At 58.3% G+C, this 18297-nt stretch carries 20 protein-coding genes; 1 reads left to right on the top strand and 19 read right to left on the bottom strand.

Annotated elements, in window-relative coordinates:
• Positions 1 to 161 precede the first annotated feature (161 nt).
• Genes I6F38_RS17755 through I6F38_RS17735 form a run of 5 tightly spaced genes read right to left on the bottom strand, consistent with a single transcriptional unit; the run spans position 162 to position 3073 of the window.
• Positions 162 to 1025, bottom strand: coding sequence for an SIR2 family protein (locus I6F38_RS17755; protein ID WP_225161255.1), 864 nt, complete (start codon positions 1023 to 1025; stop codon positions 162 to 164).
• Positions 1022 to 1246 carry a putative nitrogen fixation protein NifT gene (gene nifT, locus I6F38_RS17750; protein WP_018269919.1) on the bottom strand — a complete coding sequence of 75 codons (225 nt, stop codon included), beginning with the start codon at positions 1244 to 1246 and terminating at the stop codon, positions 1022 to 1024. Before nifT ends, I6F38_RS17755 begins: the two co-directional genes overlap by 4 nt.
• A complete protein-coding gene (gene nifS, locus I6F38_RS17745) occupies positions 1243 to 2436 on the bottom strand; it encodes a cysteine desulfurase NifS (protein ID WP_225161254.1) in 1194 nt (397 codons plus the stop codon). Before nifS ends, nifT begins: the two co-directional genes overlap by 4 nt.
• 18 nt (positions 2437 to 2454) lie before the next feature.
• Entirely contained in the window at positions 2455 to 2733 is a 279-nt protein-coding gene (locus I6F38_RS17740) for a hypothetical protein (RefSeq protein ID WP_026192301.1), read from the bottom strand.
• Between the two features lie 19 nt (positions 2734 to 2752).
• Positions 2753 to 3073, bottom strand: coding sequence for an iron-sulfur cluster assembly accessory protein (locus tag I6F38_RS17735; RefSeq protein ID WP_018269916.1), 321 nt, complete (start codon positions 3071 to 3073; stop codon positions 2753 to 2755).
• A 276-nt stretch (positions 3074 to 3349) separates the two neighbouring features.
• Here I6F38_RS17735 and I6F38_RS17730 point away from each other — a divergent pair, with 276 nt between their 5' ends.
• Positions 3350 to 3940 (top strand): hypothetical protein, encoded by a 591-nt coding sequence (locus I6F38_RS17730; RefSeq protein ID WP_016848163.1) that lies wholly within the window; start codon positions 3350 to 3352, stop codon positions 3938 to 3940.
• 9 nt (positions 3941 to 3949) lie between these two features.
• Here the strand turns inward: I6F38_RS17730 and I6F38_RS17725 are convergent, their stop codons facing one another.
• From I6F38_RS17725 to I6F38_RS17660, 14 genes are all read right to left on the bottom strand, one after another.
• Complete coding sequence (locus I6F38_RS17725) at positions 3950 to 4345, bottom strand: Rieske 2Fe-2S domain-containing protein (RefSeq protein ID WP_026192300.1); 396 nt, start codon at positions 4343 to 4345, stop codon at positions 3950 to 3952.
• A 649-nt stretch (positions 4346 to 4994) separates the two neighbouring features.
• Positions 4995 to 5846, bottom strand: coding sequence for a host specificity protein (locus I6F38_RS17720; RefSeq protein ID WP_225161253.1), 852 nt, complete (start codon positions 5844 to 5846; stop codon positions 4995 to 4997).
• A gap of 595 nt (positions 5847 to 6441) precedes the next feature.
• On the bottom strand, positions 6442 to 6741 hold the full coding sequence (fdxB, locus tag I6F38_RS17715; protein ID WP_018269913.1) for a ferredoxin III, nif-specific: 300 nt from the start codon (positions 6739 to 6741) through the stop codon (positions 6442 to 6444).
• Between the two features lie 13 nt (positions 6742 to 6754).
• Positions 6755 to 6955 (bottom strand): CCE_0567 family metalloprotein, encoded by a 201-nt coding sequence (locus I6F38_RS17710; RefSeq protein WP_016848159.1) that lies wholly within the window; start codon positions 6953 to 6955, stop codon positions 6755 to 6757.
• 8 nt (positions 6956 to 6963) lie between these two features.
• Positions 6964 to 7434 carry a NifX-associated nitrogen fixation protein gene (locus tag I6F38_RS17705; RefSeq protein WP_225161252.1) on the bottom strand — a complete coding sequence of 157 codons (471 nt, stop codon included), beginning with the start codon at positions 7432 to 7434 and terminating at the stop codon, positions 6964 to 6966.
• Positions 7435 to 7440: 6 nt separating this feature from the next.
• Entirely contained in the window at positions 7441 to 7836 is a 396-nt protein-coding gene (gene nifX, locus I6F38_RS17700) for a nitrogen fixation protein NifX (RefSeq protein ID WP_018269911.1), read from the bottom strand.
• Positions 7833 to 9233: a nitrogenase iron-molybdenum cofactor biosynthesis protein NifN gene (nifN, locus tag I6F38_RS17695; RefSeq protein ID WP_225161251.1), complete on the bottom strand. Its 1401-nt coding sequence runs from the start codon at positions 9231 to 9233 to the stop codon at positions 7833 to 7835. The genes nifX and nifN overlap by 4 nt, the downstream gene beginning before the upstream one ends.
• 9 nt (positions 9234 to 9242) lie before the next feature.
• Positions 9243 to 10889 carry a nitrogenase iron-molybdenum cofactor biosynthesis protein NifE gene (nifE, locus tag I6F38_RS17690; protein WP_225161285.1) on the bottom strand — a complete coding sequence of 549 codons (1647 nt, stop codon included), beginning with the start codon at positions 10887 to 10889 and terminating at the stop codon, positions 9243 to 9245.
• A 96-nt stretch (positions 10890 to 10985) separates the two neighbouring features.
• Positions 10986 to 12542 (bottom strand): nitrogenase molybdenum-iron protein subunit beta, encoded by a 1557-nt coding sequence (gene nifK / locus I6F38_RS17685; RefSeq protein WP_018269909.1) that lies wholly within the window; start codon positions 12540 to 12542, stop codon positions 10986 to 10988.
• Between the two features lie 87 nt (positions 12543 to 12629).
• A complete protein-coding gene (gene nifD / locus I6F38_RS17680; RefSeq protein WP_026192298.1) occupies positions 12630 to 14132 on the bottom strand; it encodes a nitrogenase molybdenum-iron protein alpha chain in 1503 nt (500 codons plus the stop codon).
• Positions 14133 to 14608: 476 nt separating this feature from the next.
• A complete protein-coding gene (locus I6F38_RS17675) occupies positions 14609 to 15856 on the bottom strand; it encodes a cysteine desulfurase (protein WP_225161250.1) in 1248 nt (415 codons plus the stop codon).
• Entirely contained in the window at positions 15853 to 17172 is a 1320-nt protein-coding gene (gene sufD, locus I6F38_RS17670) for a Fe-S cluster assembly protein SufD (protein ID WP_016848149.1), read from the bottom strand. The genes I6F38_RS17675 and sufD overlap by 4 nt, the downstream gene beginning before the upstream one ends.
• A 19-nt stretch (positions 17173 to 17191) precedes the next feature.
• Positions 17192 to 17944: a Fe-S cluster assembly ATPase SufC gene (sufC, locus tag I6F38_RS17665; RefSeq protein ID WP_028343124.1), complete on the bottom strand. Its 753-nt coding sequence runs from the start codon at positions 17942 to 17944 to the stop codon at positions 17192 to 17194.
• A gap of 69 nt (positions 17945 to 18013) precedes the next feature.
• A partial coding sequence (locus I6F38_RS17660; protein ID WP_225161249.1) for a SufD family Fe-S cluster assembly protein occupies positions 18014 to 18297 on the bottom strand: 284 nt, incomplete at its 5' end.

Genomic DNA, 18297 nt, shown 5'->3' with positions numbered 1-18297 from the left:
AAGCCAACAAGCACGTCATGTTCCTGCCGCCGAGCTCCACGGCGGGTGCATTCATTCAAACGCCACGCATGCGCGATCCCGGCTCCTTCCCCGTTGACCTTGATGCGATGCGGCATCTGACAATAGGCCGATGCGACCTGGTGGTCCGGCTTCGCAACGCCCTAATGGGTGAGCAGTATCTCGACTGCGCGAGGCAATCCAATCGCAAGCGGCGTCAGGCCCTGCTCGCGCAGAAAGCGGAGCTCATTGCGTGAGAGCGCATCTAGATCAACGATCGCATAGTGGGTTTTGGCTGTACGCTTGATGATTTGCCGGGCATAGCTACGCAACAGCTGGTCGTTGAACCGACAGCCGATGAAGAGAAAGCTCTGTCCGATCCGCCTTTCTTTGATGATGTCCGGAATCGGTGTCTGGATGTCGATTTCGGTCAGCACCTCGACATAGTCCGCGTCGGAGATCAGGAAGTTCTTTGCCGGCTGCACACCGCCATGCGGCTTGTACAGCACCGTCGCCCAGCCATCCGCCACGACACCGTCGACCGCTTGGCCAATCGAGTCATAAAAGCGATACCAGCGATTCTCGCCAATGCTGGCGCGGGTGATACCCTGCACTTCGCCCCATCCATCGCGCTTATCCAACGCCCCGCGCATCGCGCCATCATACCATGTATCGACTATGATGGGCAGCGACAGAGACGCAAGATGATCGTGCAAGGCGGTCGGCTCGACCGGCCGAGCGAAGGCCTGCGCCATCAATGCCGTCACGGTGGAGCGATGTTTGCTGATTTCGATGTGCTGCGCCGCGGCCCATGCATTGCTGTTGGCCCGTCGCGGCAGCGCGACCTTGCTGGCGAAGAAAGCAGATAACGCCTCAGGCGTCGTCGGCACATCGGGTCTGGACAGTTCAGCAAGGCCAGGACCGATATAGGGAACAATGCTCGCGGCCCTCAGCCCGGCAGCAACGTCCGCGAGAATGGCCTTAGCATCGGTTGCGTTGACAAAATCGATTTGCACGGGCGCATTCACGGATCGTCACCGTTTTCGCCTCGTTTCTTGGCATTGATTGTCACCGGTAAGCGCGTATCGGTCGCCATCTGCGGCAAATCGAGCACCCAGCCATTGGCTATTTTGATCCAGCCGCCCCATAGCGTCTCGTGCTCGGATTCCACGATCGACTGTTCGAGATCCTTTTTCGGCACGTAGATCGACAGGCCCGAGTCCGGAGCGCGGCGAATCATGATCTTCACGAGCTCAACTCCCTCGACTGCCGCGCATAGCTGGCCAGACTGGCCGATCCCCGCAAATTGGCGCGCAGGCGAGCCACGATGTCGCATAGTACGCACACGACCTCATCGACCTCCGCAACAGAGGTTTCACGCGACAGAGAAAAGCGCACCGCGCCGCGCATACTCCGCTCCGGCACCCGCATGGCGCGCAGAACATGCGATGGCTCCATTGAGCCGGACTTGCAGGCTGCCCCCAGCGACACTGCAATGCCCGCACGATCGAGATGATGGACGATTGCTTCGCTTTCAAGATCATCGAACGCGATGTTGGCCGTGTTGGTTAGCCGGTTGCTAGTATCGCCGAGCACCGCGCACTCGCCGCTGTGCAAAATCCCCTGCTCCAGGCGGTCGCGCAACGCACCAATGCGAACACGCTCCGGCTCGAGCCGCTCCACCGCCAGCTCCGCAGCTTTTCCAAGACCAACGATGCCAGGGATATTCTCAGTACCGCCGCGGCGCCGACGTTCCTGTGATCCGCCCCAAATCAGCGGCCGGAATTTTGTCCCTTTGCGCAGATAGAGCGCGCCAATCCCTTTTGGGCCATGCAGCTTGTGCGCCGAAAGCGACAGCATGTCGATCGCACTGTCCTTCAGGTCGACGCGTACCTTACCGACGGCCTGGACCGCATCTGTGTGAAACAGCGCGCCTGCCTCACGGGTCAACCCGGCCAGAAACTCCACGGGAAAAATCGTACCGGTCTCGTTATTGGCCCACATGGTCGAGACGATCGCCGTGCGGGGCCCGAGCGCGCAGCGAAACGCCTCGATGTCGAGCCGGCCGCGGGAATCTACCGGTATGATATGTGTCTTGACGCCTTTCGGCGCCAATTGCTCGACCAGCGAAAGGATGGCGGAGTGCTCAACCGAGGTGGTAACGATCTCGTCACGGCCTTCCTGGTTCGCAAGCGCCGAGAGGATGGCAGCACTATTTGCCTCGGTCCCACCGGAGGTAAAAACGATCTCATGATCGTGGGCATTCCCCAACAGATCCTGCAAGCTACGGCGCGCCTGCTTCAGCGCGATTGCGGCCTCGCCGCCAAAGGCGTGGCTGGATGAGGCATTGCCGAATCGCTCGGTGAAGTAAGGCAACATGGCTTGCACGACGGAAGGATCAGTCCGCGTCGTCGCGTTGTTATCGAGATAAATCGGCACCTGATTCCCTGCTCAATCTCACGCCTTGGCTGCTGCAGCAACCGGGATGAAACGGACGAATTCGCCGAGTCTCTCGACAAGCCGCGCCTGAACGCCTTCCAACGATCCGCTCAAAAGCTCGCAAAACGCGCTGCCACCAACGCAGACCATGTTCCTGCTGCCACCGATCCGGATCACTCGACTGCTGTCACCCCGTTGCAGAATGGATCGGATCTTCTCGAGTACGGCGCGAATGCGCGGTCTTCGGCCGTTCACGGCGGCCTGCAATTGCCTGAGTTGCTCTGATTCGGCCGACATGCTCGATGTCTCTTCCATATCAGCTGAACGATTTTCCGCAGGAGCAGCTCGAGGTGGCGTTCGGGTTGTGAAAGGTGAAGCCTGCGCTCTCCAGCGCCATCACGAAGTCGATGGTTGTTCCGACCAGATGTTGATGGCTCTTGTCGTCGACAAACACCTTCAGGTCACCGCACTCAATCACTTTGTCGTCGGGCTTCGGTTCCTCAACCAGACCCATCGTGTATTTGAACCCGTTGCAGCCGCCTGCCTCGACCATAATGCGCAGGCCGCCAGCTGGCTGTGTCGATGATGAAATCGCACTCTTGACCGCATTCACCGCGCTATCCGTCAGGTTGATCATGGCTTATCCTTCATCTGCTTAGGACTGCGTGCTCTTGGCAAGTCATGTGCCAGCGCGCAGACATTTGATGATGCTTGCCTTTTCGGGCCACGCCTGTTGACTTTGGTACTCGTGTCGAATTTCGGACAAGGCTGCTTCAGGCTGTCGGTGCCCATTTCACGCCTTTTCCTTCCCGGCTATGCCGCAGACCGCTGCACATGGGCGGCAAGCAATTTGCATTGCATCTCGCACCGACGCCGAAGCGTTGGTGAAACGCTTAGATCGAGGAACGTTCTAATGACTGCAATCGAGAACACCGCACTCGGCAGACTTGAGAAGGAGGGTCGCCTGCTCAATGCCGTATTCAAAGGCGGGACCATTAAGCCTGGGCGGTTCGGCTTTCGCGGTGACGTCGCACTGAAATTCCAAACCCAGGTCGCGGACGAGAAGCGGCCGCCGGACTATTCGATCGAACAAGTTTTGACCATCGCCCATGATGGAGAGCGAACCATTCCGGTGCTAGCCGGCTATCTGCATTCCTTCGCCTATCTTGCCGACGTTGCAGGCGTGCTGGACGGCGCGTTAAGCCCCGACGGCAGCTACTTCATGTTCTGCAACAACATAGATCTGCTGGCGAAATACCGAGTCAGGCTTGGCGATGCCACTTTCCACGTCCTTCCGTGCGACGAGTCCACAGTTTGGAAGGAGATGATGGACCTGGTCGGAATCAACAAGGACGACATCAAGAAGCTCGATTCAGGTGGCAAGCTGGATTACCTGCTCGATGCGGCAAAGAATCTGGATCTGTCCTGTGATGAGATCTCGTACGAAGATGGGCTGAAGAGGATGGAACCCGTGAAGAATCGAAACGAAAATCGGCCGGTCTGAGCGCTGGCTTCATTCATCAAAAGGCGTATCGTCTTCGACAAGACGCACGCCGACGACACAGATATCACCATCCAGAACTGTCAAGGCGATCGGCGTGAGCGCTCTGCCCTTGCACGGACCTTCGACGCACCGGCCAGTGCCAAGTTCGAAGGTCGATCCGTGTTTACCGCACATCAGCCGGACGCCGTATGGATCGAGGAACTCGTTCCGCTCCCAGTCCAAATTAACGCCGTTGTGCGGGCATCTATTGAGATAACCGAGCACCGTCTTGCCCCAGCGCACCACAACGATAGACCACGGCCGCTGATTGCCGTCGTGATCGACGATCATAAGACGGAATCCCATGGCCCGGCGGCTTGGAATGTCGCTAAGACCGCAAATCGCGTAAATGGCGTCTGACTGCATTCATTGCTCGTCGAATACGACGACACGCTTCATATCACCTGTGTCAACAATGCGACAACCGTAGGAGCTCGCCAGATTGGCTCCGCATTGTAGCACTCGAGACGTAAAAGCTCGCCTGTACAACAACTCACTCGCGTTGGTGCATGATGAGACGAATCCCGCGCAAGCATTGATCTTCTAGCCTTTCGAAGGTTCCGCTTTCGTCCACAGTCAGGCGAGTCGCATCGCACTGCGGAATGGTGTGGCTGTCTACGGTATGTGACGAAGCACACCGTCTCTTTGTATTCTCGATCTTCGCATGTGCATAGATGTGCTTGCGTTTGCGGGCCTGCGCAGCTTGACTGATGAGAATGATGCATTTCAACCAAGACTGGCGAAAATGCAGGGACTGCTGAATGCTCCGCAGACGCCGCATTGACCGCCAGCTAACAACGCCGCACGCGTCGTTGCTGCAGTCGATCTAATAGCTCGCCGCGAGGCACGCCTTAAAGTCGGCGTGCCCGCTGTTGGCGGTAACCGCGGTCACCGCCAAAATCATCCTTGGGCGCACACCGGGAGCGTGCGCCTCATCAGGCCATAGCCTTCGCTGGCGCGCGCAATCCACGAAACGCCAGCCATTTCCTGCCGGCTCCCGCGACTTACAGCTGCTCTACTCTGTGTGCAGCCCCGCAAGGGCGCGCTCCAAGTAGTAGTATTCTGTCGAATCATCTTCGTCAGAAGAGTCAAACTGGCGAGGCGCTTGGGTCGTGCTATCACCATCCCCTGCCCTGGCGAGGTACTTTGTAGGCTTGCCTACTCGCTGCCACTCGTCGTTCTCATTCTTGGTCCACACTTCCGGATGCTGGTGAGGATCAAGCACCCAGTGGTTTCGCCCCACGTGAACAAAACCCATTTCCGCCAGGCGGGGTTCCATCCCGCCTAAGGCTGGTTTTGACAAGATCAGCGGCTCAGCGCCGTTGCGCGCATCAATTCTCAGTTGATGTTCCAGCAGAATATCGCCCGCATTCTCGACCAGGGGATGTGTCACCCGAAGGTCTACCACAGACGTCAGATCGTTGCGGCCAAACTGGTTCCGGAAGGCGTCTCCTTTGATCCGAACCGGACCTCCCACTCTTAAGAGGCCGACCGTTTCGTCACCCAATTTATAGCTGAAAAATTTCGCTGGCCTGGACAGATCATCGTAGGTGTGGAGATAGCTTCCAGCGACCGTTGCTGCGCGCTCAGCTTTCTTGGATACGAAATCCGAGTACTCTTCCCGGCTACTTGCGATGCTCTGGATATCAGAACCCAGAAATCTCCACAGTCCGTCATTGAAGGAAGAGCGATCGATCTCGGAAATGGGCGGATTGGATTCCAGAGAGTATCGCGCCGGCGACGCCCCACTTGAACCGACGCCTGCAACCATTTCCGCAAAATGCGAGCTGTCCCCCGCCTCTCCCGCTTCATCAGCTTGGCTGGCGCCTGTGGACGGGCTCGATGAGCCAACGATTCTGCCATACATCAGATCGCTCTCCTATCGGCAAATTTGCACGCTGTTGAGCTCGTGCCGCGCAAGCTCTGCCGACTAGAATACACAGCCTAGCTTACCGCAAGCTGACCCAGATAGCGCAAAGCCTCTGTCCGCCTCGCACGCTACGACCAGGCGCTCCGCGCGCATTCGCCGCACTCGCTACTCATCGAATTGCATTCGGTGAGTGCACATTACGTCATATGACGATGGTCCATCCCTCAAGGACTGGCCACTCATCGCCACACGCACGATCGCCTTTCATTAGAGCACTTGCAGGCTGGGGGTTTGATCAGATACTTGAACAAATGCACACGTCTATCGAGGACCGGCCCGCCCTTACGCTCTCGTTTTCCAGTTCTGTGCGTTTTAGTCGTGTGCTGCCGATATCGACCATTTCGTGACGCGCTGTTGCGCTGTCCCCGCCGTTCGGTGCAGCGGCATCGTCGGGCCGCGGCAGGTCGTCTAGGCCATCGAGACTATCAGCGCAGGCCGGCCTGATCTTCACGCCCGTGTTGCACGCGACCAGCAATGGCTCTCGCCCGCTACATGCCGCACGCCTGCCGTAGGGACAGACCCGGCCTTCGGCTTACGCAGCTTCGGTTGCGGCTGATCCGTGGGTCTGACAACTGGCCGGGCAAACTCTGGCGCAGGCTCCGCAGCCGATGCAGGCGCCCTGATCATTCAAAACCATGATCTTCTTTTCAATTTCATCGTCATCGTCATTGTCGAGGTCGACAAGTTCGCCACTTTCGTTGATCCCCCTCAACGTCATGACATCTCGACCGCACACCTTGAAACACCGGCCACAGCCGATGCACTTGTTGGCATCTATCGAAATCAAGTAGTCCGGCGTCCAGTCGCGGCCATCACGCGTTGCAAATGACATGAATCGGCCTCCTCTAATTAACTTCCAGCGCCTTCAAATCATGGCTCTTGCGTTCGAGTTCGGCATAGGCATCATGCGCCTTCTGCGCCACCACCATGATCGATGTCCAGTTGATGGGAAGTTCTTCCGAGAGGTCGTGCAGATCCATTTTGGCTTGGAGCGCTTTGGCCGAAAGTTTCTTTAGCTCCGCCTTCAGTAGTTCACGATCGCTCATGAATGCCCTCAATAGTTTGCCACGTCCGGAAATTTCCGAATCAAGTCAATTCCGGCCCCGACATATTTGTCACCCTCCTGCGCGAGCTTTGCGAGGTTATCGAAGCCGAAGCGATGCATATCGCGCAGCTGCCTGTTCACGGCGATCAGCCGCCCCCCGATCAGCACCATGCGGCCAAAACCTTCATGGTGCATCTTCAGCATCGGCTGGATCATCACGCCGGTAGCTCTCTCGATCGAGAGTGCGACTGCATTGAAGAACAGCTCCAGCCGCCACAGCGTGTCGGGATCAGGATCGCCGACAATCGGCAGTGCCCGTCGCTTCTCCTTGTCCAAGATATAGGGTTCAAGCAGCTCGAAATCGCTCTTGGCCTCCCAGGCTCCGTTGGTATCCTGAGCACGCCATATCTTGACCAGTTCCTTGAGGAACGGGGAATCGAGGGGGTCGCCCTGCTGCGCCATTTCTGTGGCCTCGGTCATCTCACCTCATTCGTCGAACTCGAATGTGCGCCGTTGGTCCTTCGCCAAGGCCTTGCGTAGCCACGGCGGCGGCGTGCCCTTCAATACGCGCTCGAGCTTTTCGAGCAGCGCCAGGATGTTCTCTGGCTTATTCACCTTGATAGGATGGATGTTGTTGGCCACCACCCGCGCAGCACCGGCACCGCCGATGGCGGCAACATACAGGATTGCACAATCCTTGATTGCCTCGATCTTCGGCGCCAGCTTATCGTCGTCACCGTCTTCCTTGAGATCTCCCTCGAACTCAACCGCTTTGAGAAACACGTGCCCGTTTGGCGCGACATCGTAGATGGCGATATTCTTTGCCCAACCAAAATGGGCATCGACGCGTCTTAGGTCTTGTGTGGCGAATGCGACCTTCATGCAGTCGACCTCTCAGCTGCACTGCGGTGGCCCGACATTGGCGGCTGTGCCGCCGAAGGCCTCCACCTATCGGGCGTCGGCTGATGATTCTCCTCGCGGTCCGCGATCACAAGATTGGCGATATCAAAGATCAGATCGCGCGTACCACGATAGCCGACGGATAGCTGGTGCCCTGCACCAAGCCGATCGAATATCGGAAAACCGGCTCGATAGAACGGGATTTTCAGCCGAGCCGCCGCTTGCCTGCCATGCGAATGCGTGATCAGCAGGTCGCAATGCTTTGTTCTGGCTAGCTCTTCCAGATCCTCAAGATCGCCGATCAGCACCTCCTTGGTCTTGATCCGCTCGATCACCGCCGACTGCGTGGTCGTCACCGCCGCGCTCACCTGCGCGCCCATCTCGTGCAGCATACTGGACAGGTCGAACAGCAGGTCTGGCTCGGCCGCGATTGCAAGTTTGCGACCACCAATATGGAAGTGCGCGTCCAGCATTGCGTCAGTGAGCTGGCCGCGCTGGCGCCGATATTTCGATGGCACGGGGCGGCCGCTGATCTCGCTCAGAAAAGTCACGAATTCGTCGTTCGGACCGAGACCGCATAACCGTTCGAACAGGCGAAATGGCACGCCGGTCCTGGCCTGCATGACCTCTGCTGCTCGCCGCATCTGCCCGCCTATCGCGATAGTCCACCCTGCGCGGCCCATGCTCGCGATTTCGTCCACGCCGATGCCGCCGATGGTCGTTGGGGTAAAGTCATCAGGGATATGCCCATCGAGCGACCCCGCCAGATCAGGCAGGAAGGACGGCCGCAACCCAAAATCCTCCAGGATGGCACGAAGTTCATCAAGATCACCCGGCGTGAGGTGGCATCCTGGAAGAACATTCACCCTCGATGGATCGCGCAGGCCATTGACGTTTGGCCCTTCCACCAGCAACTCCACAATGCTCGCCACGGCCTTCTCCCAGCCGTTCTGGAACGCCCCCTTGAAATCAGGCGTCGAGACATAAACCAGCGGTAATTTCGCAAGCTGCGGATGCTTGTCCCGGATCAGCTTGAGGTAGGCATCGACATCGTCTCCATTGGTCTCGGTGACACCGGTCGAGCAGATTCCGATGATCTTTGGCTTGGTACGATTGTAGATATTGAGTATCGCCTGCTCGAGATTCTCATAGCCGCCGAGCACGGTCGCGACCTCGCTCATCGCAGTGGTCTGCAGCGGTACAGCCTCCTTGAAATGCCGCACAAAGAGGGTGAGCCCGAAGGAGGTGCAACCTTGTGAGCCGTGCAAAAGCGGCATCGCCCCGCTTAGCCCCATGAACGCAAATGCGCCGCCGATCGGCTGGCTCATCTTCAACGGGTTAACCGCGCATGCTTTTGTCGGCAACGTCGCGATGGCCATGACACCTTCCTATTCGGCGGCCTGCAGCCCGGCGGGCGGCGCGGACGCCAGGACGTCCTCGATGCGTCGCTTGCAGCAGCCACCGACGGCATTAGTGTGATTTCTGACTGCCTCGACGCTCTTCAGGCCATGCGCGTAGATCGCATCTTCGATCGTGCCGAGATCGACCGTGTTGCAGGAGCAGATCTTTCTCGCGCGCCGCGCCGCTTCGGCGAGCGCCGGATCGCGCGCGATCGCCGCCACCGGCGATTGCATATGCACCATCGCCTTGGCCAAGGCCTCCCATGGCGCCGGTCGACGTAGCTGGTCCCACATCGGGTTAGAGAGCGACTTATCGATCTCCTCCACCAGCTTGACCATTCCGACATAGCCCATATAGGCGTGGCAACGCTCCTGGTTGACATCGAGCCAGGGCATCGCCGCCTTCAGTGCAACGAACTGCGATTTGCCGCCCGAGAGCATGATGTCCGCCTTGGCGTCCTTCAGCATTCTGTACATTTCGCGCGGCGTCATATCCTCGATCATGTGGGCATCTTGCCCCATGAGCAGCTTGATGCGTTCCTTGTCTTCGCTCGTCGACTTCTTCACGCTGGTTCCGACCATTTCGAGGCCGGCTTCCTGTAGCGCCGCAACGACCGACCATGACTTGACGCCGCCGGTAATCAATAAAGCCTTCTTGCCTTTGAAGCGTGGCTTGTACGGCTCGATCGCAGCCCACGCTCTCGCCTCCTCGCGTGCGATCACCGCTTCGGTGCGCCCGAGCAGCTCTTGCGGCGCGCCACGTTCAACCAATAAGCGGGCGATCTGGCGCAGCGAATAGCTCGAATCCTGAATACCGTAGAATGACCCTTCGAAGAACGGGATCCCGTAGCGTTCCTCCATCTTGCGTGCGACGTTGACCATGGCCTTCGAGCACACCAGCATCGCTGCCCGTGCGCGATGGGATGAAGCGACTTCGCGATATTTGCCATCGCCCGAGATGCAAGACAGAATCCGGATGCCAAGCTCTTCGAACAACGGCTTTACCTGCCAGAGCTCTCCCGAGAGATTAAATTCTCCGATCAGGTTTACATCGTACGGCGTGGCGTAGTCCGGCTCCTGCGTTCCGATTACATAGTCGAGCAAGGCCTCGCCGGCGAGCTTGTTACCGAGGTTCTTGGAACCAACGAACCCCGGGGAATTGATCGGAATCACCGGCTTGCCGAACCTTTGAGACGCCGCCTTGCAGACCGCGTTGATATCGTCGCCGATCATGGCCGGGATGCAGGTCTGATAGACGAAGATTGCGGGCGGGTCGCGCTTGTCGATGATCTCTTTGATCGCTTTGCAGAGCCGCTTCTCGCCCCCAAATACGATATCGGTTTCGCTCATATCGGTTGTGAATGCCGTGCGCCACAGACTAGAGCCGGAGGACGCCGCGCCGCGATTGTCCCAAGAATTGCCTTCGCATGCGATCGGACCATGCACGAGGTGAGCGACGTCGGTAAAGGGCTGCAGCGCAATCTTGGCGCCGTCGAAGGCACACCCGCCCGCAGCGCCGCCCGGCTGCAGTTGCTTGGTGCAACCCTTCTTGCGCTCAGCCTCCGACTTATTGCCATTCTTGGCGCAGCCCGGCTCGCTGAAGATATCCTGGACCGTGGCCGCTAGCGAACTCATCAGCTTTTTCCTCTCTGCGAAAGCAACTCTCTGCCGACCATCTTGCACGCGCGCCATCGGCGAGTGTTCCGGCGATGGCACGCGCACTCTCCGCCATCAACGAATGATGTCGAAGCTATAGTCAGTCTTGCCAAGAACATTGGTCTTCTTGTCGATTTCGTCGAAGATCTTGTCGAGGATCTTCACCAGTACATTCAGGCCGCCCTGATAGCCCCACACGGGGGAGCGGTGATGGTGATGCCGATCAAAAATTGGAAACCCGATGCGGATTAGTGGCGTTCCCGTGTCCCGTTCCAGGTACTTGCCGTGTGTATTGCCAATCAGAAAGTCAACCGGCTCCGTGAACAAGAGCGAGCGCATGTGCCAGAGGTCCCGCCCCGGATAGGCTTGGCAGGCCTGACCAAATGGCGAGCTTGCAAACAGCGCCTGCATTTTTTCCTGCCACGCCTTGTTGCCATTGGTGGACAGCACATGGGTCGGTTCGGCGCCGAGTTCGAGCAGAAAGGCAGCCAACCCATAGCAGAGATCAGGATCGCCATAGATCGCGAACTTCTTGCCATGGATATGCGCGCTGGAGTCCGCGATGGCATCAACCAAGCGGCCACGCTCTCGCGCGAGCTCCTCCGGAATCTCCTTGCCGCTGATGCGTGATAACGCCACGAGAAAATCATCTGTTGCGGACACACCGACCGGGTAATTGAAAGACACGACGTCCTGGCCATGCTCGGACACGAACGGCAGCGTTTTTTCCGTACACCATTGCTGCATGGAGATTGTCGCCTTGGCGTGAATCGCGTTCGCCGCGTCTTCCAGCGTGGTGCCGCCGTCATACATCCGGAACTCGCCGTCGGTCGGGGTATCGAAGACTTCAGAGTTATCGGCGAGAATCGTATGTTCGATGCCCATCAATGCCAAGATTCGCTTGATCTCGCGAAGATTTCCAACGGTATTGCCATCAAAGCCGCCGATGATGTTGATTGCCTCATTTGGCTTGCGCTCCAGCTTCGGCGCCGTTCCGGCCTTGCCGTCCCAAAAATGCTCGAGAATGCCCTTGAGTGCGTTGTCGTAGCCCGTGACGTGGCTGCCGACGAACGCCGGCGTATGTGCGAACGGCACGTCGAACTCTGCCGGAACCGAGCCTTTTTCCTTCGACGTCTTGATGAAGGCGTTGAGGTCATCGCCGATTACCTCAGCCATGCAGGTCGTCGAGACCGCAATCATCTTGGGTTTGTACATGTTATAGCTGTTGGCGAGGCCGTCGATCATATTGTTCAGCCCCCCGAACACAGCGGCGTCTTCCGTCATCGACGAAGACACGCAGGAGCTCGGCTCCTTAAAGTGCCGCGACAGATGGCTGCGGTAATAGGCCACGCAGCCTTGCGAGCCATGGACGAAGGGCAGCGTGCCCTCAAAACCGACTGAGACGAAAACGGCGCCAAGCGGCTGGCAGGCTTTGGCCGGATTTACCGCAAGCGCCTCCCGCGCGAAATTCTTTTCGCGATATTCGGGGGTTTTCGTCCATTCCTTGATACGTTCGACCTCGGCAGGATCGCGGGGATTTTCGAACAACTTCTTGTCGGCCAGCATTTGTTGGTATTCTGGACCGCGGAACAGTTCGAGATGATCGAGCACATGTTCTGCACTCTGCGCCATGTTAGGATCCTTCACTATCGAAATTGATATCGCCCAACTCTCCGCAGAGAGCGGGATCGGTTGCTCTATTGTGAAACCAAGTGCTTGTTACTCTGCAGCCAAGAGCTTGGCTTTCGAGGCTTCCTTCCAAGGTGCCTTCATCTTCTTCCAGATCGGCGAGTTGACAGCCATGTCCATGTCGCGCGCAAAGATCGCAAAGCCGTCATAGCCGTGATATGGGCCCGAATAGTCCCAGGAATGCATCTGCCGGAACGGCACACCCATCTTTTGGAAAACGTACTTTTCCTTGATGCCCGAGCCGACCAGATCAGGCTGGAGCTTTTCCACGAAGCGCTCGAACTCATAGCCGTTGACATCGTCGTAGATGAGCGTGCTGTCCTTTACATAATGCTGTGCGGTGCGCTGATAGTCGTCGTTATGACCGAACTCGTATCCGGTTCCCACGACTTCCATGCCGAGGTCCTCGTAGGCGCCAATCACATGACGCGGACGAAGCCCGCCGACGTACAGCATCACCGTCTTGCCCTGCAGGCGCGGGCGATATTTTGCGATCACGGCGTTCACCAGCGGCTGGTACTTTTCGATCACCCGCTCGGCACCCTCCTTGATCTTGTCGTCGAAATAGCCGGCAATCTTGCGCAGCGATTCTGCGATCTTTGAAGGTCCGAAGAAGTTGTACTCGCACCAGGGGATACCGAACTTCTCCTCCATATGACGCGAGATGTAGTTCATCGAACGGTAGCAATGCAGAATGTTGAGCTTCGCCTTCGGCGTTGCTTCGAGCTCGGCGAGTGAACCGTCGCCGGACCACTGTGCAATCACCCGCAGGCCCATTTCCTCCAGCAGAATTCGCGATGACCAGGCGTCGCCGCCGATATTGTAGTCACCAATGATCGCAACATCGTAGGGCGTCGGCTCGAACTTTGGTTTGCCGTCGGGGTCGAGCTTGTCGAAAATCCAATCGCGCACCGCGTCGTTGGCGATGTGGTGGCCAAGCGACTGCGACACGCCGCGAAAGCCCTCACAGCGGACAGGCACGATGGTCTTGCCACCATATTCCTTGGATTTCGACCTTGACACGGCCTCGATGTCGTCCCCGATCAATCCGATCGGGCATTCCGATTGGATGGTGATGCCGTGGTTGAGCGGGAAAAGCTCCTGGATTTCGTCAAGGACTTTGACCAGCTTCTTGTCGCCACCGAATACGATGTCCTTCTCCTGGAAATCGGAGGTGAATTGCAGGGTTACAAAACTATCGATGCCCGTTGTGCCAACGTAATAGTTACGACGCGAGCCCCACGAATACTGGCCGCAGCCAACCGGGCCGTGGCTGATATGGACCATGTCCTTGATCGGCCCCCAGACCACCCCCTTGGATCCTGCATAGGCGCAGCCTCTGATTGTCATCACACCAGGTATGGATTTTATGTTGGACTTGACTCCGCAATCGGACTTCCCGGACTGGTGAACGTTGAGATGCTTGGCACGCCGCTTCGCGGTCTTCTCTGGATAGACCTTCAGCACCTCGTCGATCAGCTGTTTGTTACGAGCCCTGATTTCTGCAATGCTCTGGGTCGTGGCGAGACTCATGCTGATGTCCTTCAAGGGTTAGCGGTTGGAAGTGCTTCTTGCTGACCAAGACTTTTGCAACGAGCATGCCAGTCCGTCGGGAGCGCAAAAACCAGAACAAATAGACACAGTTAGCGCGGCCCGTCCGATGAGGCTGGTTGTTGTTGCGAACGCGACATCGCGCTTTGCGCGGAGACTTCTTCGTTGACCCTGTTCGAAATGGAACAAGTGCCGGCTATGCGCGAAGTTGCGCCGCGCAGTTCTCGAAGACGCGCAGTTGCCGCCGATTGCAAGATTTTGCGATCGCGCGCGGCGGGACGGCCGCTAACATGGACGAGTGGGTGGCTGGCGGCTCCGGCTTGCCAATACCATCTATGCTGCCGGGCACGACGGATGCTTACCTTCAGCGAAGACGATGATGGTCTTGTGCATGACGTCATCGCCCGCCGAGTTCGATGCAAGCTCCCTAGCCACTTAGACGTGGCCCACTCGCCGTCTCACGAGAACAGCTGCCGCGCCTTGATGAGCGCACCGACGAGCGTATCGATCTCTTCACGTGTGTTGTAGAGGCCGAAGGACGCACGGCATGTCGCCAGAACACCGAAGCGCTTGAGCAGCGGCATCGCGCAATGGGCCCCTGCCCGCACCGCCACACCTGCGCGGTCGATGACGGTGGCAATATCATGCGCATGCGCACCCTTCATATCAAAGGAGATGATCGGCCCCTTCTCGGCTGGTGTGCCGATCAAGCGCACGGAGTTGATGTCCGCCAGCTGCTGCTGAGCGTAAGCAAGCAGTGCGCTTTCGTGCTCGCGGATCTGCTTCTTGCCTATTGAATTGATGTAGTCCACAGCCGCCCCCAGACCGACCGCCTCGACGATCGGTGGCGTACCCGCCTCGAAGCGGTGCGGCGGATCACCATAGATGACGCCGGTACGTGAGACCTCACGGATCATTTCGCCCCCGCCATTGAAGGGTGGCATCAACGCCAGATGCTCAGATTTGCCGTAGAGCACGCCGATGCCGGTCGGACCATAGAGTTTGTGGCCCGTCATCACGTAGAAATCGCAATCGATGTCGCAGACGTCGGCGTTCAGATGGACGCATCCTTGCGAACCATCGATCAGCACCGGGATACCGCGAGCATGAGCGATCCTCACCACCTCCTTTACCGGTAAGACGGTCCCCAGAGCATTCGACATTTGTGTGATCGCAACCATCTTGGTGCGCCGGGTCAGGAGCTGCTCAAAGGCATCCAGCAGGAAGTTGCCGTCATCATCCACTGGTGCCCATTTGATCACCGCGCCGAGGCGCTCTCTGAGAAAATGCCACGGCACGATGTTGGAATGATGTTCCATCATCGAGAGAACGATCTCATCCCCCGGGGTGACGCGTTCACGGCCGAAGGTCTGGGCGACCAGATTGATTGCCTCGGTGGCGCTGCGGGTGAAGATGATCTCTTCGTTTAGACGGGCGTTCACAAATTGCGCCAGCTTGGCACGCGCGCCTTCATACGCCTCGGTCGCAGCGTTAGCGAGGTAGTGCAAACCGCGATGAACGTTGGCATATTCGCTTGAGTAGACCTGCATCATGCGGTCAAGTACCGCCTTCGGCTTCTGAGCCGAGGCGGCATTGTCGAGATAGACCAGCGGCCTGCCATAAACCGTCATGCTCAGCGCAGGAAAGTCCGCACGCAGACGGTTGACCTCGTACCTGCCATTGCTCATCGCGGGATGCACGCTCATCTCCGCGCCTGCATCCAGTGTTCAGTTTGCGCGGTCACAAAATCGCGCAGGCTCTCGGGGACGATTTCCTCAATCGCCTCGCCCAGGAATGCTCCAATCAGCAACGCCTGCGCGTCCTTTTCGGATAGACCGCGAGCACGCAGATAAAATACGAGTGCACCGTCCAGCGCACCTGACGTCGATCCGTGGCCGCAAGTCACGTCGTCGGCCAAGATTTCGAGTTCGGGCTTGTTGTCGGCCCGGGCCTCGTCGGACAGAAGCAGCGCCCGCGTCGTCAGCGTGGCGTCCGTCTTCTGCGCGCCAGGACGAACGACAATCCGGCCTTGGAGCACCGAACGGCCGCATTCGTCGATCACCGCACGGAACTTCTCCCGACTGGTGCAATGTGGCACGGCGTGATCGACGACCATTGTCGTGTCGACATGCTGCTTGTGCCTGATGAGATTGACGGCGTTCGCCGAGAGCTTGGATCCCTCGCCAGTCAGCGTGACGAATCCCTGGTAGCGACTGACGGAGCCGCTACAAGTCATGCTGAAGAAATCGAGCTTCGCTTTTGCGCCGACCGCGATGATGCTTGATGAGATATGCACGGCGTCAGCGGCGTCGGCCGCCAGTCGGATATGCGACAGGTTCGCCTCGTCACCAACCAGGGCAATTGTCGCATCGTTGGTCTGATAGCCGCTCGCGCCTTCAGCCGAGACGAAACTCTCCACTAAGGCCGCATGCGCGCCTTGGCCAAGTTGCAGATAGGAACGCGTGAAGTTGGACACCAACGATCCGGTCGTGACGTGAACGATCTGAATCGGACGCTTCACCGCTTCGCCGTCAGCGATCGTAATCACGAAGCCATCGGTCGCCATTGCCGCATTGAGCGAGATCACCGCATCAGTCGTCGTCGACAGCACCAGGCCGGCCATCGCACTGTCGGTCGTATCTTCCAGGACCTCTCGGAGCGACCGCACAGCGACCCCGTCTTCCAGACTGTCCACATCAGAAAGCTCCGGTACGAATACACCATCCACCAAGACGAGTTTGACCGCCCGATCGACTGCTGTTTGCTTAACCGACGCCGCTGCGCGCACCAGCGCAGCCGCATCGGGTCGCGGAGCGAGCGGCAGGACCGCGCCCATCAGCGCGCGCAGATCGGTGTATTTCCAGGCCTCGATGCGTTGCGGGAGGCCGGCACGCTCGTAGGCTTCGAACGCCCTCGCACGGATATGAGCGACGAGCCCGGAGCCAGGCAACCGTCCATGCGCCGCGGCAAAGACATTGTCCGTTGCGCGCCCGGCGGCGGTTTTGGTCACAACCTGCTTCATCGGGAAATCTCGTGCGCGGTCACGCCGCGTCTTCGAATTGTGCGTAGCCACAAGCCTCAAGCTCCAGCGCGAGTTCTTTTCCGCCGCTCTTTCTTATCTGCCCTTTCGACATCACGTGGATAACGTCCGGCACGATGTAGTCGAGAAGCCGCCGATAGTGGCTGATTACAATCATCGCGCGCTCCGACGAACGCAGAGCGTTGATGCCACCCGCGACAATCCGCAGCGCGTCAATGTCGAGACCGGAATCTATCTCGTCCAGGATGCACAGGCTCGGTTCGAGCAGCGCCATCTGCAGAATCTCGTTGCGTTTCTTCTCGCCGCCGGAAAATCCGACATTGAGGCCGCGCTTGAGCATGCCTTGCGGTATATTGAGCGAATTAGCAACCTCGCGAACGCGTTTTATAAAATCGGGGGTGGAGAATTCCGTTTGTGCTCGCGCCTTGCGCTGCGCGTTCAGCGCCGCGCGCAGGAAGTTCATGGTGGTCGCCCCGGGAATTTCCACCGGATATTGGAAGGCAAGAAATACGCCCCTAGTCGCGCGCTCGCTTGCCTCCATCGCGAGCAGGTCCTCACCGTTGAATAGGATTTGGCCAGCGCTAACTTGATAGCCGGGCTTGCCGGAGATAACGTGACTGAGTGTGGACTTTCCGGAGCCGTTCGGCCCCATGATTGCATGCACCTCACCCGCATTGACCGCAAGATCGAGGCCGCGAAGAATTTCGCAGCCCTCGATACCAACATGCAAATCTCGGACTTCGAGTAGCGCCATTTAACCTGCCCCTGAAATGCGTCATCCAGAACGCAAGCCGCAATCGCAAGGGCTCGCGGAAACGTTTAGTTACCCGACGGATCCCTCGAGCGAGATAGAGATCAACTTCTGCGCCTCCACCGCAAATTCCATCGGCAACTTTTGCAGCACGTCTTTCGCGAAACCGTTGACGACGAGGCCAGTGGCCTGTTGCTCGCTCAAGCCTCTCTGCACGCAGTAGAACAGCACGTCCTCGGAAATCTTCGACGTCGTCGCTTCATGCTCGAACGTCGCCGAGGAATTCTTGGCCTCGACATAGGGCACGGTGTGCGCGCCGCATTTGTCGCCGATCAGAAGCGAGTCGCAGGCGGTGT

The organism is Bradyrhizobium sp. BRP56 (genome assembly GCF_020194035.1).
GTDB classification, from domain to species: domain Bacteria; phylum Pseudomonadota; class Alphaproteobacteria; order Rhizobiales; family Xanthobacteraceae; genus Bradyrhizobium; species Bradyrhizobium australafricanum.
The sequence above is the reverse complement of the archived record's forward strand: the minus strand, read 5'-3'. Positions and strand labels throughout refer to the sequence as shown.

What these genes read in the sequence shown, in the direction of transcription:
- I6F38_RS17735 (WP_018269916.1), bottom strand. Translation starts at nt 3,073, where the DNA reads ATGATCAACCTGACGGATAGCGCGGTGAATGCGGTCAAGAGTGCGATT.
- I6F38_RS17710 (WP_016848159.1), bottom strand. Translation starts at nt 6,955, where the DNA reads ATGAGCGATCGTGAACTACTGAAGGCGGAGCTAAAGAAACTTTCGGCC.
- nifK (WP_018269909.1), bottom strand. Translation starts at nt 12,542, where the DNA reads ATGGCGCAGAGTGCAGAACATGTGCTCGATCATCTCGAACTGTTCCGC.
- nifE (WP_225161285.1), bottom strand. Translation starts at nt 10,889, where the DNA reads ATGAGTTCGCTAGCGGCCACGGTCCAGGATATCTTCAGCGAGCCGGGC.
- sufD (WP_016848149.1), bottom strand. Translation starts at nt 17,172, where the DNA reads ATGAAGCAGGTTGTGACCAAAACCGCCGCCGGGCGCGCAACGGACAAT.
- fdxB (WP_018269913.1), bottom strand. Translation starts at nt 6,741, where the DNA reads ATGTCATTTGCAACGCGTGATGGCCGCGACTGGACGCCGGACTACTTG.
- nifN (WP_225161251.1), bottom strand. Translation starts at nt 9,233, where the DNA reads ATGGCCATCGCGACGTTGCCGACAAAAGCATGCGCGGTTAACCCGTTG.
- nifD (WP_026192298.1), bottom strand. Translation starts at nt 14,132, where the DNA reads ATGAGTCTCGCCACGACCCAGAGCATTGCAGAAATCAGGGCTCGTAAC.
- I6F38_RS17730 (WP_016848163.1), top strand. Translation starts at nt 3,350, where the DNA reads ATGACTGCAATCGAGAACACCGCACTCGGCAGACTTGAGAAGGAGGGT.
- I6F38_RS17720 (WP_225161253.1), bottom strand. Translation starts at nt 5,846, where the DNA reads ATGTATGGCAGAATCGTTGGCTCATCGAGCCCGTCCACAGGCGCCAGC.
- I6F38_RS17740 (WP_026192301.1), bottom strand. Translation starts at nt 2,733, where the DNA reads ATGTCGGCCGAATCAGAGCAACTCAGGCAATTGCAGGCCGCCGTGAAC.
- sufC (WP_028343124.1), bottom strand. Translation starts at nt 17,944, where the DNA reads ATGGCGCTACTCGAAGTCCGAGATTTGCATGTTGGTATCGAGGGCTGC.
- I6F38_RS17725 (WP_026192300.1), bottom strand. Translation starts at nt 4,345, where the DNA reads ATGCAGTCAGACGCCATTTACGCGATTTGCGGTCTTAGCGACATTCCA.
- I6F38_RS17675 (WP_225161250.1), bottom strand. Translation starts at nt 15,856, where the DNA reads ATGAGCGTGCATCCCGCGATGAGCAATGGCAGGTACGAGGTCAACCGT.
- nifX (WP_018269911.1), bottom strand. Translation starts at nt 7,836, where the DNA reads ATGAAGGTCGCATTCGCCACACAAGACCTAAGACGCGTCGATGCCCAT.
- I6F38_RS17705 (WP_225161252.1), bottom strand. Translation starts at nt 7,434, where the DNA reads ATGACCGAGGCCACAGAAATGGCGCAGCAGGGCGACCCCCTCGATTCC.